Source organism: Gaoshiqia hydrogeniformans, assembly GCF_049347105.1.
GTDB lineage: Bacteria > Bacteroidota > Bacteroidia > Bacteroidales > Prolixibacteraceae > Gaoshiqia > Gaoshiqia hydrogeniformans.
Window position 1 is genome coordinate 1,818,532 of record NZ_CP186334.1, and the last position, 16,282, is coordinate 1,834,813.

At 43.5% G+C, this 16,282-nt stretch carries 16 protein-coding genes; 5 read left to right on the forward strand and 11 right to left on the reverse strand.

Annotated elements, in window-relative coordinates; translation table 11 throughout:
- The first annotated feature begins 105 nt into the window (after positions 1 to 105).
- From ACOIT5_RS07310 to ACOIT5_RS07325, 4 genes are all read left to right on the forward strand, one after another.
- Positions 106 to 462, forward strand: a complete 357-nt coding sequence (locus ACOIT5_RS07310; RefSeq protein ID WP_423129817.1) for a helix-turn-helix domain-containing protein — start codon at positions 106 to 108, stop codon at positions 460 to 462.
- Between the two features lie 72 nt (positions 463 to 534).
- On the forward strand, positions 535 to 1,872 hold the full coding sequence (locus ACOIT5_RS07315) for a putative phage abortive infection protein (RefSeq protein ID WP_423129818.1): 1,338 nt from the start codon (positions 535 to 537) through the stop codon (positions 1,870 to 1,872).
- Between the two features lie 35 nt (positions 1,873 to 1,907).
- Positions 1,908 to 2,240 (forward strand): type II toxin-antitoxin system RelE/ParE family toxin, encoded by a 333-nt coding sequence (locus tag ACOIT5_RS07320; protein ID WP_423129819.1) that lies wholly within the window; start codon positions 1,908 to 1,910, stop codon positions 2,238 to 2,240.
- A 35-nt stretch (positions 2,241 to 2,275) separates the two neighbouring features.
- On the forward strand, positions 2,276 to 3,367 hold the full coding sequence (locus ACOIT5_RS07325) for an ImmA/IrrE family metallo-endopeptidase (RefSeq protein ID WP_423129820.1): 1,092 nt from the start codon (positions 2,276 to 2,278) through the stop codon (positions 3,365 to 3,367).
- 123 nt (positions 3,368 to 3,490) lie between these two features.
- On the opposite strand, the gene ACOIT5_RS07330 is transcribed toward ACOIT5_RS07325, so the two are convergent.
- From ACOIT5_RS07330 to ACOIT5_RS07380, 11 genes are all read right to left on the reverse strand, one after another.
- Positions 3,491 to 4,153, reverse strand: a complete 663-nt coding sequence (locus ACOIT5_RS07330; protein ID WP_423129821.1) for a transposase — start codon at positions 4,151 to 4,153, stop codon at positions 3,491 to 3,493.
- A gap of 463 nt (positions 4,154 to 4,616) precedes the next feature.
- Positions 4,617 to 4,811, reverse strand: a complete 195-nt coding sequence (locus ACOIT5_RS07335) for a hypothetical protein (RefSeq protein ID WP_423129822.1) — start codon at positions 4,809 to 4,811, stop codon at positions 4,617 to 4,619.
- 403 nt (positions 4,812 to 5,214) lie between these two features.
- Entirely contained in the window at positions 5,215 to 5,580 is a 366-nt protein-coding gene (locus ACOIT5_RS07340; RefSeq protein ID WP_423129823.1) for a hypothetical protein, read from the reverse strand.
- A 42-nt stretch (positions 5,581 to 5,622) separates the two neighbouring features.
- On the reverse strand, positions 5,623 to 5,814 hold the full coding sequence (locus tag ACOIT5_RS07345; protein WP_423129824.1) for a hypothetical protein: 192 nt from the start codon (positions 5,812 to 5,814) through the stop codon (positions 5,623 to 5,625).
- Between the two features lie 174 nt (positions 5,815 to 5,988).
- Complete coding sequence (locus ACOIT5_RS07350; protein ID WP_423129825.1) at positions 5,989 to 6,756, reverse strand: HNH endonuclease; 768 nt, start codon at positions 6,754 to 6,756, stop codon at positions 5,989 to 5,991.
- A gap of 404 nt (positions 6,757 to 7,160) precedes the next feature.
- The gene (locus tag ACOIT5_RS07355; RefSeq protein WP_423129826.1) at positions 7,161 to 7,733 is read right to left on the reverse strand and encodes a hypothetical protein; all 573 of its coding nucleotides are present in this window, start codon (positions 7,731 to 7,733) and stop codon (positions 7,161 to 7,163) included.
- A gap of 715 nt (positions 7,734 to 8,448) precedes the next feature.
- A complete protein-coding gene (rsgA, locus tag ACOIT5_RS07360) occupies positions 8,449 to 9,504 on the reverse strand; it encodes a ribosome small subunit-dependent GTPase A (protein ID WP_423129827.1) in 1,056 nt (351 codons plus the stop codon).
- Positions 9,504 to 10,283, reverse strand: a complete 780-nt coding sequence (locus ACOIT5_RS07365) for a class I SAM-dependent methyltransferase (protein WP_423129828.1) — start codon at positions 10,281 to 10,283, stop codon at positions 9,504 to 9,506. The genes rsgA and ACOIT5_RS07365 overlap by 1 nt, the downstream gene beginning before the upstream one ends.
- A 429-nt stretch (positions 10,284 to 10,712) precedes the next feature.
- The gene (locus ACOIT5_RS07370) at positions 10,713 to 13,244 is read right to left on the reverse strand and encodes a DUF5686 and carboxypeptidase-like regulatory domain-containing protein (RefSeq protein ID WP_423129829.1); all 2,532 of its coding nucleotides are present in this window, start codon (positions 13,242 to 13,244) and stop codon (positions 10,713 to 10,715) included.
- 446 nt (positions 13,245 to 13,690) lie between these two features.
- Complete coding sequence (locus tag ACOIT5_RS07375) at positions 13,691 to 13,999, reverse strand: addiction module antidote protein (RefSeq protein ID WP_423129830.1); 309 nt, start codon at positions 13,997 to 13,999, stop codon at positions 13,691 to 13,693.
- A gap of 4 nt (positions 14,000 to 14,003) precedes the next feature.
- Entirely contained in the window at positions 14,004 to 14,303 is a 300-nt protein-coding gene (locus ACOIT5_RS07380) for a type II toxin-antitoxin system RelE/ParE family toxin (protein ID WP_423129831.1), read from the reverse strand.
- A gap of 404 nt (positions 14,304 to 14,707) precedes the next feature.
- On the opposite strand from ACOIT5_RS07380, the gene ACOIT5_RS07385 reads away from it, so the two are divergent.
- Positions 14,708 to 16,147: a membrane dipeptidase gene (locus tag ACOIT5_RS07385; RefSeq protein ID WP_423129832.1), complete on the forward strand. Its 1,440-nt coding sequence runs from the start codon at positions 14,708 to 14,710 to the stop codon at positions 16,145 to 16,147.
- Positions 16,148 to 16,282: the final 135 nt, after the last annotated feature.

Here is a 16,282-nt window from a genome sequence, read left to right on the forward strand (position 1 = left end):
AGTTGATTTGCTTGTTTAGTTCATAGGCAAAGAATTTTGTATTTAGAGGAACAAATATAATCATTTGATTATATAATCAAACTATTATTCCAAAATAATCTTCAAATGACGATAAATAAACGGATAGCAAAGGTAATGGAGTCTCACAGCCTAAATAAGAACCAATTCGCAAATAAAATTGGTGTCCACGCTACTGTCGTTCATAATATTATTGATGAAAAAGGGCGAGGGAATAAGCCAAGTTTTGATTTTATTTCAAAACTACTATCTTCATTTGATAACATAAATGGTGATTGGCTTATTACAGGAAGGGGCAAAATGTTTTTACAGGACAAGGAGGCACCGGCAACATCATTATCCCCGATATTATCCGACAAAAATGCCCTCGAAATGATTCGTGATCTTTCGGCGGAGAATGCATTGCTGAAAAAAGAGTTGGAAGAACTGAAGGGGAAAGTATAAGGAAGCTTCCAATCGTTAATCATTGTTCCATATGATCTTTATCTAATTATACATAAGCAAAAAATACGGAGAATGGACAGCGATACCTATTTGTGCACAATTAAAATCCTTTTCGCTTTATTGTTACTGGTATCCTCCGGAGCTATCGTCTTAGTAGTTATAAATAAGTACTGTAGTATGCGAAAAGCAAATCCCAGAATTTTAATATGGAGAAATGTGGCATGGGGAATAGGTGTTATTTTATTGTTGGTACTCCTGATCCTGTTATTTATCGAGGGTTCTTCTTATCATAGATTCCATTTTGGACATATCGAGACAAAGGTTTGGGCCGAATTTGGATCATTTATAGGCGGAATTTTGTTGGCTGCAACGTTAATCTACCAGATTGTCTCTTTTCGGCGTCAACAGATAGAAGCTAAATTCTTTGAATTAGTTAAGTACTACCGCGATAACGTTAACGAAATGAAACTGAAGAATCCTTTCTATTACACTGATAAGAAGGATGCGGATAAAACCGGTGATGGGAATAAAGTAAGGGAGTTCGACGAAAAGTATGTTGAAGGCAGGAGGGTTTTTAAAATCATATTTGATCAATACCGGGTGGCGTATGGGATTTGTAAAAACTCAGAAGTGGTCAACGCGGGAGATCCTATGCAATTGGTGCAAAAGAAAATGGAAGAGGATTTTTCAGAATATTTTCGGTTATTCACAAACAATGACGAAGTAAAAAAGCGGTTTATCGAGAATGAAATCGCTTATCTTATAACTTTCTGGGGAGTTCCCGATGATTCCTCAAAAGAAATTGATGACAGGCTAAAAAGGCAATATGTATTAACAGACTCAAAAATCCCCCTTCTGAAAAAAGGTCTTATTAATTATTTTAAATCACTGGTGGCAACCTATGAGGCCAACGACCCCTCGAAGTATTCCGCCATGTTAAAGAAATGGAAAAATGGTCTGATAATATCAGGTGAAAAAAAGACGCTCGTCATGGGTGAAAGCCCTGGCGGGAAAATGAAATTTTTCGGTGGACATCAATATCATTTGGGGCATTATTTCCGGCATCTGTATCAAGCCGTCACTTTTATCAATGATCAACCATGGTGGTTGATGGATCGGGGCAAAAAATACGGATATATAAAAACATTAAGGGCTCAAATGTCAAATTATGAACAGGCGCTATTATTCATCAACTCACTAACGATACTCGGCCGGAATTGGGAACTCAATAGCCAAAGGAAGGAGCAAAGGCTTATTACCAAATATAACCTGATAAAAAATCTGCCCAAATATTTTGTGCCTGACATGGACCCAGCAAACTATTATCCCCGGGTAGACTTTGAATATAAGGATGATAAAGAGTCTATGGAACCACCCGGATCATGTTTATCAGTTAAAAAAAATCAATAACATTAACAAATTTCGTTAATATTATTACCTTTGCGGTGAAAATAGCGTATAAAACCAGTAAATTAGAAAAGCAATTAACTGTTGCTAAAGAAATGCAAAAGGCATTTGGAACGATGGCAAAAAAGGTCAATCAACGAATCAAGGAGATAACTGCTTCTGCAAATATTGAAGTTCTAAAAACGATTCCTGCTGCCAGATGCCACGAACTCAAAGGAGACAAAAAGGGACAATTTGCAGTGGATATTTCCGGTAATTACAGAATTATCTTTGAACCGGATCAAAATCCAATCCCTGTAAGAGATGATAACAGCATCGATTGTATCAAAATTACCGACATTAAAATCTTAGGAACTGAAGATTATCATTGAGCCTCAACTGCTCAGCAACGAATAAAAACAACACGATGAGCCCAAATTTACAACTGCAAAAAGATTTACTTTCACCGCCTGGCGATACCATACAGGAAACCATTGACGCTCTTGGTATGTCACAAGCAGAATTGGCCGAACGAATTGGGCGGCCAAAGGAAAAATTAAATGATATCATAAAAGGAAGAGATCCAATCACTTTAAAAACAGCGATGATGCTTGAACGTGTGCTGGGTATTCCCGCTGATTTTTGGATAGAACGGGAACGTGAATATCGCTTAGAGCTGGCTAAAATAGAGCAGCAGGAATTCCTGGAAAGCTGCATTGGTTGGTTGGAACAGTTTCCCATACGTGAATTGAAAAAGATGGGATATCTTCCCGATACACGTGAAAAAACAGAACTCGCCGATTCACTGCTGAAATTACATGGAGTTGCGTCTCCTGCCGAATGGGAAGCTATATACCTCAAAGACTCCGTATCTGCTGCATTCAAAATCTCATTGGCCAGTACTCAAAGCCCTCACGCTATTTCTACCTGGTTGAGAATTGGCGAACACAAATCATTTCAGCAAAAGCTACCTGATTTTGACAAAATAGCTTTTAGAAAAGCATTAACTGAAGTTAAGGAACTGTTGAATACGCAATCAGCAGATTTCAAAGAGCAACTACAAGGCATATGTGCCCGATGTGGCGTTGCCGTTTTATATACACCCTGTTTGCCCAAAGCGCCTATTAGCGGGGCAACATGGTGGAAGGGAAGAAATCCGATCATTCAGCTAAGTGGAAGATATAAGACTAATGATAGTTTTTGGTTTGCTTTTTACCACGAAGCAGGACATATACTCCAACACGGGAAAAAGGAAGTCTTTCTGGAGAATCTCGAAGGAAGCCCGATTGATCAGGAAAAAGAAGATGAGGCTAATCAATTTGCTCAGAAGTACTTATTCCCCAAAGAAGCATTTGATGGATTAGTTGAGATATTTGATATTTCAAGCGAAGATATTTTGATCTACGCCAGGCGTTACAAAACGCATCCGGCAATTATTGTTGGACAGCTTCAACACGCCGGTGTTATTGGTTATCAGCAGTTCAATCATTTCAAGATATCAATCGATCTTGTGAATTGACGGGGACAAATTTCAAAAACAGAAATTCAATAGCTAAAAAAGTGATGACGAATCACCTCCATTGATCACTACCTGAACAAACGGGTGGCGCGGTTTGTAACCGCGCATTCATATGATCTCCGGTTAAAAACCGGCACACCCGCACCAACAACCGGGCCATTCCCTCCAGTCAGAAACTAATCCGGCGGAAACAGGATTTTGCAGCGTGTAATTTATGGCATAATACAAATGCTTGTCATCGCGAATAGTTATATCAAAACTCTCTTTCTGCCACATAGGACCCGTCCTTTTTTCCCGTTTATTGATCCGGTTTGACGTTTCCCGCTTAACGGATTGCATGATATCCTGAAGATACACGAGGCCTTTGTTCTCATCCTCTTTGTATACCCCAAAGACCCAATGTACATGGTTACACATCACCGCATAAGCAAAATTTTCAAGCTTTTTCCCTTCCCAGAAATGCAACGCTTCTTTGATGATCTTCAGATTCTCCTGTTCGGACAGATCAATCGTCAGGTTTTCACCAAGGTTTAGCAAATCGTCGTAGGCTTTGATGTATTTTTTCCTGATCGAGTAATAGTTTGTTTCCAACTCCTCAATGATCTTTTTATCGGTTTTTTGTTCTTTCTGAAAAACGATTTGTGCTTTCAGCTCGTCTATTTTTTTGACATAACGCGTTAATGCTTTTGGAGGGATGGCATCTTTCAAATTCCAGGAAACAAAATAGGCTTGTCCGGGTTGCTGAAAATGTGGCAAAGTTCTCCGGTAAAACGCTTTCTTTTCCATCTCGGTCGCGGTTTTGCTTCACAATTTAACGATTTTTTCGAAACGGGTGGCGCGGTTTGCAACCGCGCATTAAATAACCGCCCGACCCAGTCGCCAAACACGAACGGAAAGCGTTTACAGACACTTGTTCCCGAATCGTCGGTTAAAAACCGACGCACCCGGACTTCCCTGCCCTTGCTTTTCATCCGAATAGGTTCTTTCGGTGACAAATTTCAAAAACAGAAATCCAATAGCTTAAAAGTGACGCCGAATCACCTCCATTGATCACTACCTGAACAAACGGGTGGCGCGGTTTGCAACCGCGCATTAAATGATCGCCGAATCCAGTCGCCAAACACATACGGAAAGCAGCTACAGACACTTGTTCCCGAATCGTCGGTTAAAAACCGACGCACCCGGAATTGCCTGCCCTTGCTTTCCAGCTGAATAGGTTTTTACGGGGATAAATTTCAAAAACAGAAATTCAACAACTAAAAAGTGATGCCGAATCACCTCCATTGATCACTACCAAACCGGACGGGTGGCGCGGTTTGCAACCGCGCATTAATAACCGCCCGACCCAGTCGCCAAACACGGACGAAAAGCGGTTACAGACACTTGTTCCCGAATCGTCGGTTAAAAACCGACGCACCCGGACTTCCCTGCCCTTGCTTTCCATCTGAATAGGTTTTTGCGGGGGCAAATTTCAAAAACAGAAATCCAATAGCTGAAAAGTGATGCCGAATCACCTGTATTAATCACAACCGAACCGGACGGGTGGCGCGGTTTGCAACCGCGCATTAAATAACCGCCCGACCCAGTCGCCAAACACGACCGGAAATCGGTTACAGACATTTGTTCCCGAGTCGTCGGTTAAAAACCGACGCACCCGGAATTGCCTGCCCTTGCTTTCCAGCCGAATAGGTTTTTACGGGGATAAATTTCAAAAACAGAAATCCAATAGCTTAAAAGTGACGCCGAATCACCTGTATTAATCACAACCGAACCGGACGGGTAGCGCGGTTTGCAACCGCGCATTAAATAACCGCCCGACCCAGTCGCCAAACACGAACGGAAAGCAGCTACAGACACTTGTTCCCGAATCGTCGGTTAAAAACCGACGCACCCGGAATTGCCTGCCCTTGCTTTTTATCCGAATAGGTTCTTTCGGGGACAAATTTCAAAAACAGAAATCCAATAGCTGAAACTATCCTGAAAAAGCTGAAGGTAGAATAATAAAAACTGATATAAGGGCTCATGGGCACGCCATATTTCAAACGCTCTGCCATGCTGAGTTTTGAAACGCTTAATACCTTGCGCCCCTTTTCCGCATAAAAATCCCGGATTTCGTCGTCAACCAGCTTAAGCTTGTTTTGCCGGTTATACACCGAATACACCAGATAGAGGATAATGGCTGCGGCAAAGATGATAGGAAGGAAGAACTCCATCGTGAAATAAATTTCTTTTTAAATGATATTGATGAAACGAAATTAATGGTTATTCTGAGAAAGTAGATTAAAAAAGTCATCAATAGAAGTTCTGTTTGCTTTTCCATCTACGTTTTCGATAAACTCCATCTCGTACCACGAATAATCATCACAATATCGGTGAAACCTGAACTTATTGATACCAACTTTTTCAGGATAGAAATACATGCCATCGATAAGATAGCTTCTAAGCATCTTTTCAATTTCAATTATCGATAAGTGATCCGGGTTGGAAAAATCCTTAGATCCAAACTTTTTATAGTTACCAGAGTCCCGGTGGAGGTAATGAAAACGAATATTCTCTGCCATAAAGTTTTAAAGCAAAGAAATACCAAACAGATAGTCATGTCAACAGACTATAAGTCACATTTAGCGGAAAATATGTTCGCGGTGCCATAACAGAAAACTGGACAATGGCAAATATTTGGTTGGAAGTGCAATTGTTTCACCTTCAAACGACTTGAACCACGATTTAAAATAGTCTTTCGTTGTATAATCCTTCAATTGAGTGCTGAGCATTAATTTATATTCTTCATCAAACGTGATTAGTCCTTTATCGAAAGCTTTGTCGAAGTGGGCGCTTAGACAAATTCCATTGGAAGGATTTAATCGTTCTTTTTCATTTTTTGACCACGGAATGATATGACTGGCAATTAACATTTCGGGAATGTCGATGGCAGACACCGCACATCTTTGGGAATAATTGACCAAAACAATTTGCCGAAAAACATTCTGGTTAACCCGCGTTTTTACTTCCTGCATTTTAGTTTCTCCTTGTAGGTTTTCAATTGAAGAAATCAAGGTTGAATACTTGGCTTCTAAAGATTGCTCCTCAAACTCTGCAAGAATCTTTTCACTCTCAAAAAGCAAATCTTCTTGGTTTTCGATGAACTCGTCCCAGATGGGTTGCACTTGTTTGATACCACCTGCTAAACCTTTAATACCTCGTTGTTGGTGATATGGGTCGACACTTGCAAAGTTGCTTAAGCGCATGGATACTGAACTTGGCGTTCGGTTTATTAGTTCTGCTAATTGGATGATATCCCGATTCTGATGGTGAATCTTTCCGAAAGGAATCCGCAAATACAGGTTTAGGGCAAGGAGCAATTCTTCACGGCTCCACAGTCGTCTTTCCATAACTGGGTTATTCTAAATCTTCCTCTAAAATAAACGTAAAATCACAAACATTGGACAAACATTTTGTGTAATTGTGTCGTTTTCTGGGTATCTCGAAATATACAACATATTTTCTGTTCTATTTCTACATTTTGGACAGGTGCCAGGTCGATTTTACATTGAGCCGGTAACGAAATCCACGGGCAAAAAGGAATTTCCGGCTATTCGGGTTCTATTGGAAAAACCAAACTTTTCAGATAGCTTGCAGCTATAAAAATTTGCCCCGCACACGGCTCCGGGTTAGACAGTTGGAACCGGCACAGGGCAAATTAAAAACCGAGGTTTACACCTCAACATCCGGGGACAGGAAACAGGTTTGAAACCGGCAGGTTAATTCACTCCCTGCTTTCCTGTTCCCTTTTTACTTATCCGAGCGATTGCTCCTGCACATCCTGGTTGCCCGGGATATCGTAGGCTTTGATCAGGATTTTATCCCCGTCAAGCGTGTCGTTTACGGCCGTTGCCGAGTAAAGCCAGCGAAGGCCGTCGGTTGTTTTTACCGCCTCGCCTTGCTCTACCAGGCTGCCGTCCGGGTTATAAATCTCCACCCGGACCTTCGCCACCTTAAAATCATCCGTTACTTTCACCACAATCGGATCGCCCGCCTGCCCGGTATATTGGCTCAGGTCGATCTCCTGGATATCAGGCGCTCCGAAAAAATCAGCCACGGCGATGTTATAAGCGCTAACTCCGGGTTTACTGCTTGCCGCCTCCTGGTAAACCGATTTTAACCCGGCATCCTGCAGGATGTGACGGGCATAAATAACAGCTTCCTGGAAACGTTCCCGGTGGCTTTTCTGCGAATCGGATGGCTCTTTGTCACTTAAAGCGGGTTTGGCTGCAACAATTGTTTTACCGTTCACCAGGCGAAAAACAATGGTATCGCCCAGCTTACCGCTCATCCCCTGGGTAATGATGTTCTTTTTAACTTCAGCCATAATTTTAAAAATTTAAGGTTTATAAAATGTCCTGCCGGTTTCAATTTCCAACTGCTCCTGCTCGTTTTGCATTTCCGCCTTAATTGATTGTCCTCTCCCGCTTATCAGTCCAAACGATCAGCTCAATCCAAAACGGAACAGATTCTCGGTCGCGACGACTATTCCAAACAAGCAGCTAAACACTTTTCAGTATAATTTATTTAGTAATCTGTTTCCCGGGATTTCTCCTGTTTTTACTTCCGTACGCCTGTCTGTTCAACAATCGTAGCTAAGTCGTAGCTAAGTCGTAGGTAAGTGGTAAGTATACCCTTCCATTAATCAGATTGCAGAGCGGAATAACGTCATACAAAATTTAATGTTTCGTTAAATGTATGAAAGAAATCCCGTTTGTTAATCCTAAATTTTGTTAATTTTTATGAACTTATGTTTTTTACCGGTCAGCCGGCTTTTTCAACCGGTGAATGACTCGTTTAACTATAAATCATCCGGGATTTCCGGTTGACAGCGAAGGGTTTTTAGTCATTTCCTTTTGTCGGTCATGATTAACAGCCTGACCGTCAAAACGCCCGGCCGGGGTTTGTTCTGACAAGATTTTTGCTTCCCATTTATCGATTGAAAAAGGAAGGGCCCGTCCGGCCTAAGGACAAAAAATATAAGAAAAACCATAAAGTACAGGTATTCTGTTTAATGAATACCTGCACTGCCTGAATAGAAATCAGAGATTCGCTTTACGCTTCTTTACTTCATCGATTAACTTTGAAAAGGATTTATCCTTTTTGCGTTTTTCATGTTCCGAAGTAGAAAAGTGCCACGCTTCCCGTCGAAGCTTCAGATAGCTCTCATAAACTTTATGGTCAAACAGGCCTTTGTTTACCGCTTCCAAAACGGCACAACCGGGTTCGTTGATATGCCGGCAGTCCGTGAAACGACATGATGTTGCATAATCGGAAATTTCGAGCATTTCTGCCAGTGAGCCGGGATCGTCAACAGCCAGACCAAACTCCCGGACTCCCGGGGTGTCGATTAAAACACCTGAACCGTCCATCAATACCATTTCCCGGCGGGTTGACGTGTGCCGCCCTTTCCCGGTGGACCGGCTTATATCCGACGTGGGCAATACCGATTTCCCGCAAAGCGCATTCACCAGCGAACTTTTCCCGACACCCGAAGAACCGGCAAAGACCACCGTCTCGCCTTCCGAAACAGACTCCCGAAGCCGGAGAATCGTTTCGGGGCGATGGATGCTTGTGAAAAACACAGGCATTTGACGGGCAATAGGTTTGATGGCTTCAGTTATTCTCTGTTTATCAAAACCTAAATCGGCTTTATTGAGTACCAACACCGGTTTGATGTTTGCTTCCACAATCTGAACCATAAAACGCTCAGCCCGGCGAACATTGAAATTATCATCAAGCCCTTGCACAATAAACGCCTGATCAACATATGAGGCAATGACTTGTTTATCGGCAACTGTTCCGCTTTTTTTGCGGTATAATGTCCGTTCACGGGGCAGCATGTCAACGATAATTCCTTTATTTTCATCAAATGCCTGAAAAATAACCCAATCGCCGGTACAGGGTAATTCAAAAGCCGCTTTCCCGTACATCATATTTCCCGTTAGTTCACACTGAAACAGTCCGTTTTCGGAAATTACATCATAGCAGGTCCGGTGTGTCGTGGATATACGACCATGAGCAAGGTCACGATGTGTTGACTCCTGCTTTAGTTGGTTTAACTGATCATTCCAACCATACCTATTTAAGTTAATCATTACGCTGTCTTTTTCGCGATGTAAAACACGTAGCCATAGTATTCATGATACTTGCGATACATTTCCGCTTCGTAACGTTGAAACGCGATGAATTCTTCGGCGGTTTTATTCCCGGCATATTTTTTAAGAAACATGTCCCGGGCTGCATCCAGTGGGGCATAATAATGCTCTGTCCAGCAAGTTGAAGGCAGAATAAACGTGGCAACGGGAATGTAGCCCGCTTGCTGTACCTGGCTTACTTTCACGGGAATCGTATCCATCTCCGGATAAAGTTCCATCCAGTAACGATCAATTTCGGCCGGACGTTTTTCGGTAAACCACGAGCTTTCAGAAACAGCAAGATATCCTCCTGTTTTCAGATATTTACGCCACTCATTCAACCCCCGTTCAAAGCCGATATGATAAATGGCCCCTTCCGACCAAATCAGGTCCAATTCTTCATTCTGAAAAGGAAGATTGTCCATTGAACCGACAATCCCTTTCACCTTATCCTGAAGATTCAGTTTCGAGGCATTCCTGTTAAACCGGTCGATGAATCCCGGAAAAAGGTCGAGACCTGTAAGATGCCCCGGTGCGTGCTGTGCCAACACCATGGTCTGACCACCTGTTCCGCAACCGATGTCGGCTATCAGGGATTTGTCGGTAAGGTTATCGATAAAGCTCAATGCTTTCAGGCTTACTTCGGGGCTACCGGGCCCTTGCCGTTCGGTATTTAAGAAAAAGTCACAAATAAAATTAAAATCGAATTCGTGAATGGTTGTAATATTCTCGTTACTCATTGTCTGAATGTATTTTGCATACACGAAAAGCCAAACAATGCTTTCATCGTTGTACGCCGGTTAAAATTGAAATTATAAAAACAGAGAAACTGTTCCCGGGAAGTTTATCCGGAAACAAACGAAAGGACAATCTGTATCAGAAGCACAGATTGTTTATTACACCAGATCCGATTTAAATAAAGTCGTTAACATGCTGCAAAGGTATATCATGTTTGTCTGATTGAAAACAGGTTGCTGATTATTTTTTATCTGTTGTTTATCAGCTATTTGATATAAATATGTTCTTTGTGGCTCTGTGACTTTGTGTTTAAAACCACTTTCCGGAGTTGGCTCAATAGGTACGCCGTTGAAAGTGCAAAAACAGGCAGGCTGTTCAAACCCGGGTGTGCCGGTTTTTAACCGGCAATGACGAAATGCGCTTAAACCCGGCTATAAGGTAATCTCGAATTTGGCGCGAAAACCGAATGAGGGGGCGCCTACCACCGAAGCGGGATGCACACGCCAGATTGCCTGGATCTGAAACATGCTGAGGATGTTTTCAACACCGGCGCCCAACTCCAGATACGGATTTTGCATGGGCGTGACGTTCAGCGGAAAATCAACCGTCTGCCGGTGTTTATCACTCACCGATCCGACCATACATTTGGCCGAAAGCACCTCGCGCAGCCGTGTTTGTTCCAGCCCCGGGATGCGTCGGAAGAAAAATCCGTTCAAGTGATACTCCAGATAGGTCCGGATGTACTGGTCGTGTACAAATTCGAGGTAATTCAGCAGGTTGAAGTCGAAGGTGTACAAACCATAAGTTTCGTTGCCCCGGGGAATGCTCAACAGGGAGTAAGGAAGCTTCCCAAAGTATTTTTCGGCTTCAATGGCATAATCAAAACGGGTTTGCCCGAAATAGGGATGCTGTTCCCAGGTGGCCATCACCCGCCCGTACCAATTGGACTTGCCGGCATAGAATGCCTGGCCACCGGCCAGGGTCATATGAACAACCGGATGCTCCGATTCGATATAATACCGGTAGAAACGGTTGTCGACCACCTTCTGTAGTTTCGAAAAACGCGTATCCAGCCCCGCTTCAAAAGCCGCTACCGACTTCAGCGGAAGCTGGTCGCGGGTAAACGGGAAAAACTCGGGCGAATCGTGCGAAGTGTAGCTGACTGTGAGCTTATTGATCAGACCGGGGTACCATTCGTGTTCGTAGGCGGCCACGGCTTTCTGTTCCCTGAAAATCTCCAGCAGTTCCTTGTGTTTAAGCATTTGCGACACCAGGTTGTTTTCGGTGGCAGTCGAAGCGTTTTCGTACAAATACAACAGCTTGTCGCTTTCGCCGTACCGGATCATCTTATCGTCGTATGAAACTTTAAGCATGCGCCTGTTGATGGTCGGAAATTTGTATCCCAGCCCGGCCATACCGCTGAGCTTTTCATTTCTGAAACCATAGCCCAATCCGCCCCAAAACATCCAGTGTTCGCTGATTTCGGTACTGGTACGGCCTCCCATAAACACATGGACCCCTTCCACCTCGTTGGTGTTAAAGAAATTGGTGTAAGGTCCCAGCTCCACCTTACCAATATCGTAGTAACCGGTCATCGACATGCGGGCCAGGTTGTTGATAAAACTTACAGCCCGGATCTGTGAAATGGAGTCGATCACGCCCGAAATCATTTCTTCTTTTCCGCTTAATGGTTCCAGCCGGTGCAGGTCCCAATACGCGTCTTTTTTTACGGTGGCATCGGGCAATTTAATGGTTTCGAACCGGGCTCCGGGGGTACTCAGCCTGATGGGTTGGGGCGGATCAATAGTCACCTGGTCGATGGTAGCGGCCTGGGTGTAAAACAAGCTGAGGCGTTTGGGCTGCTTGTTGTTCCGGTTGTTAAACGGTATGTAATCGAACAAGGCATCAATTTGGTTGCGTTTATAAAAGGGAGTGGAGTCATTCACAAAAAAATAATTGCTTTTCAGCCGCAAGCTTTTCAGAAAGTTCAGATTGCTGGTATTCGACAGCTTTGCATCGATTTCAACGACCGAATAATGGCGGTCTTCGACCATGAAGTAACCTTTGAACGTATTTTCATGTTTCCGGCGGGGCTGAAAATTTACCCGGTAAACTTTACAGCCGTCGACAACCGCGCTGTCGGCCAGAAAGTAGTTGTAAAAAAACCAGCCATTGTCGGCAACGGGGCTGATAAAGTTTTGGGTGAACAGGTTGATGCTGTTATCGTAAAAGTTGACTTCCATATCCAGCGCGCTGGTGTAACCCGAAATCTCCAGCTCGTCCAGAATGCCCACGCCGGAAGTTCTGTCGGCCAACACCGTCGACTTTTGTACCGAAGGTTCTTTCTGAACTTCGTTAAAAACCAGTTGTTCCGAAAAATAAAGCGGCAGGTATTTCGAACTGTCGCCTTCTTCTGTTTTAAACAACGACTGGTTATTCCTGAACGGCTTCGACTGGATAATTTTGTCGCTGACCTGGTTCAGCTGGTATTCCCACTTCGTGTATTTTTGGTAGGAATAGCGGTTGTACTGATCGGGGTTATTTTGCTGTTTACGCTCAACCACCTGTTTTAGCAGCCTGCGGATGGGCCCTTCATCGGGCGCTACCCGTACTTCCGAAATATCCATGGTTTGCGGCTTCATGCGAACGGAAAGCATGCCGGTTTCTGACGTTGACAGTACTCGCTCTTCCTGATAATAGCCAACTGCCGAAAACTGAATCCGATCGGCCCCGGGAAGTATTTTTAGTTTGAAATAACCCAATGTATCGGTGGTTGTTCCAACCATCGTCCCTTTAAACGCAATGTTTACATAAGGAATGGGTTGCCCGGTCTGATAATCGGCAACCGTGCCCGCCAAAAATCGGCTTTGTGCCAAACTATTTCCTGTTAACAATAAAAGCAGGAAAAGCAAATGAATATTCAGGTAGAATGAATAACCATCCGACAAGCTTTTTTTACCCATATTCTGTTTTCTGTTTCTGTAAAATGACCTCGTGTTTGAATTCACCGTTGGCTTTTAGGGCGCCTTTCGCCGTGAAGCTGTAAAATTGAAGAAAAAAACAGTCAGATGATTCCGGGGCTTTGTTTTTTGACAAAAAAAATAACATTGAGCCTGCTCCGAAAAGCGGGTGTACGACAAATTCCTCACAGTGGATCAATGAGAAAGACTTATGATGTAACACGGGTGCCGTTTGAGGGGCGCCGTCAGGCGCCAAATATGGGTAGAAAAGCAAGATTCAGCTATTATTCCGTCCTGACGGGACGGAACAAGATTGACACATAATGTATATCCTACCCATATCGGTTTACAATATGACCAGTGGCAGAATGCCGGCGACATCACTGTCCACCGTTACAAAACTTGGTTCGGGGCAGAACGGACCAAATTACCACTTCTCCCGCCATTGACTATATTGCGTTTAGTTCGTTTTTTCTTAAGCTGTCTGTATTTATTTGAATTTGTCCACCGATTGCCCTTAGTACTTTCATAATTGTCTCAAATTGAGGTTTAGCTCCGTCAGATAAAGCCTTGTATAAACTCGGTCTGCTTAGTCCGGTTTCCTGAGCAATTTTTGTCATTCCAATTGATTTTGCAATATGCCCAATTGCTTTAATTACATCGGAATCATTTCCTTCTGCTAAAACAGCATTAAGATATTCTGCTATCATTTCGTTACTATCTAAATAGTCAGCGATATCAAATTTTGAAGTTTCCATTTCTCTAATTTTTAAGTCGTTTTAAAATTTCTTTTGCCTTTTCAATGTCTCTCTGTTGCGTTGATTTATCCCCACCAATGAGTAGAATAATAATTTTTCCGTCTGATTCCTTAAAATATACCCTGTACCCTTTAGCATTGTCAATTTTCAACTCCCGAATGCCATCACCAACAGGTTCACAATCGCCAAAGTGTTCATCATTCTCAATCTTTTGAATTCGGAACAAAATTTTGGCTTTGGCTCTTAAATCTTTCAGCTTTCTCAGCCATTTGTCAAAATCGTCTGTTTTCTCAATTATATACACTCACTATTTTGTATTCATTTGGATACAAATTTATGCAATCTTTTTATTTATGAAAGGCTTCATTCAAAATTATAAAGGAAAATTAAACTTGTAAAGTATTGTGGATGTGTTTCTTAAAATGCACCACAACAGGTTCCTAACGGAACCATACACAGATCTGCCATCCGTCCGGCATCAAAGCGAATACCATAGAGAGCCTGTACAAAGTCAGGTTTCCTATACGGGAATGTGTTGGTAAAAAGTGGAATTTGTCGTACGCCCCGAAAAGCCGGAGTAGTTGATTTTAAGTCGATTTATTCTTAAATTGCATCTGCTCCGACACCGGCCGCAGTGGTCTGCCCAAACCAAAACCCGTCAATAACCTTTCCATTTTTCAGCGGATAACCCTTAACATCTGACAAAATATGGAATCACAGTTTATCGATTTACACATTCATCCGGCCATTAAGGCCTTGGGAAAAAGTTTCAACCGGAAGCCCGGTATCAACAACCCCAACAAAAACCGGCAGGACAGCCTGTGGTTTGCCGATTCGCCTTCGGTTATCGACAAACTGGCCAACATTACGGCCACGCTCACCAAGTTTCGCCAATCCGATTTTACAACCTTGGCCAAAGGAGGCGCCCAGGTCGTCTTCGTGTCGCTGTGCGGCCTCGAAAAGGGCTTTGTGATGACCAAAATCGGCACCAAGCTACCGGGCGATCTGGTGAACAACCTGGTCATCGGCATGGGAAAAAAACGCATTGATTACGTCCAGAAAATGGATAATTACTTTACCGATCTGGAGATGGAATACAACTTTTACAAGCAACTCGACGGCCATAAAATCAGGATCGACGGACGCTGGTACCGGTATAAACTGGTGTCGGCCTTTCACGAAATGGAAGAAAACCACGAGCCGGGGATCACCAGCATCTATGTAATTCTGACCATCGAGGGAGCACATGTATTCAACTGCGGCCTCGGGATGATGGGAAAAAAGGCCGATCCGGATGAAGTACTGGCCAATGTCGATAAAGTAAAACAATGGGATAAACGGCTGTTTTTCATCGGCATGACCCATCATTTCAACAACGAGCTGGTGGGTCATGCCCAAAGCCTTCACGGGATGGTTCGGAAGCTATGCGATCAGTCGGAAGGTTTAAACGAAGGTTTTCACGAGCTGGGATGGAAGGTCGTCCGCAAGTTGCTCGACAATACCGATGGAAAACGAGTGCTGATCGACCTGAAACACATGAGTGTCAAGGCGCGAAACGAGTATTACCGCTTCCTCGAAGAAGAATTCCCCGACGAGATTATTCCCTTACTGGTGAGCCATGGCGCCGTGAACGGTATGCGGTCGTACCGGGAACGGGTGGAAGACGACCTGTTTAACTACGGCAAATTTCAGGGTACCGATATCAATTTCTTTGATGATGAACTGCTGCAGGTGGCCCGTTCGGGCGGCTTGTTTGGCATCCAGTTCGACGAACGCCGGGTGGCCAGCGAATCGGAACTGAAGAAAAGCGGACCGTTTTTGGACCGGCGGAAAATGCTGTTTTACAAGTCGAAGCTCATTTGGAACCAAATTGAGCACATAGCCCGGGTTTTAAACCACAACCACCGGTTTGCCTGGGGAATCCAGTGTATCGGATCCGACTTCGACGGGATGATTAACCCGCTGAACGGCTTCTGGACAGCCGAAGATATGCCCTTGTTTGACAGCTACCTCGAAAAACACGCCTATAATTTTCTGGTTTCGGAGCAGGCCAGCCAGTTGCATGAATTTAACCGGCTGAAGGCCAATGAAATTGTTGAGCGTTTTATGAAAGAAAATGCCCGGGAGTTTTTGAGAAAGAATTTTTAAGCGGGAATAATGCTGGTTGAAACAAACCACCTCCGGCAAGTGGTTTTCAACACGAAGTCTCCCCTTTATTTGCGAGTAGCAAGCTGCAAGCCGCAAGCTTCAATGACCAATTATCCAGTGACCAATTATCCAAAC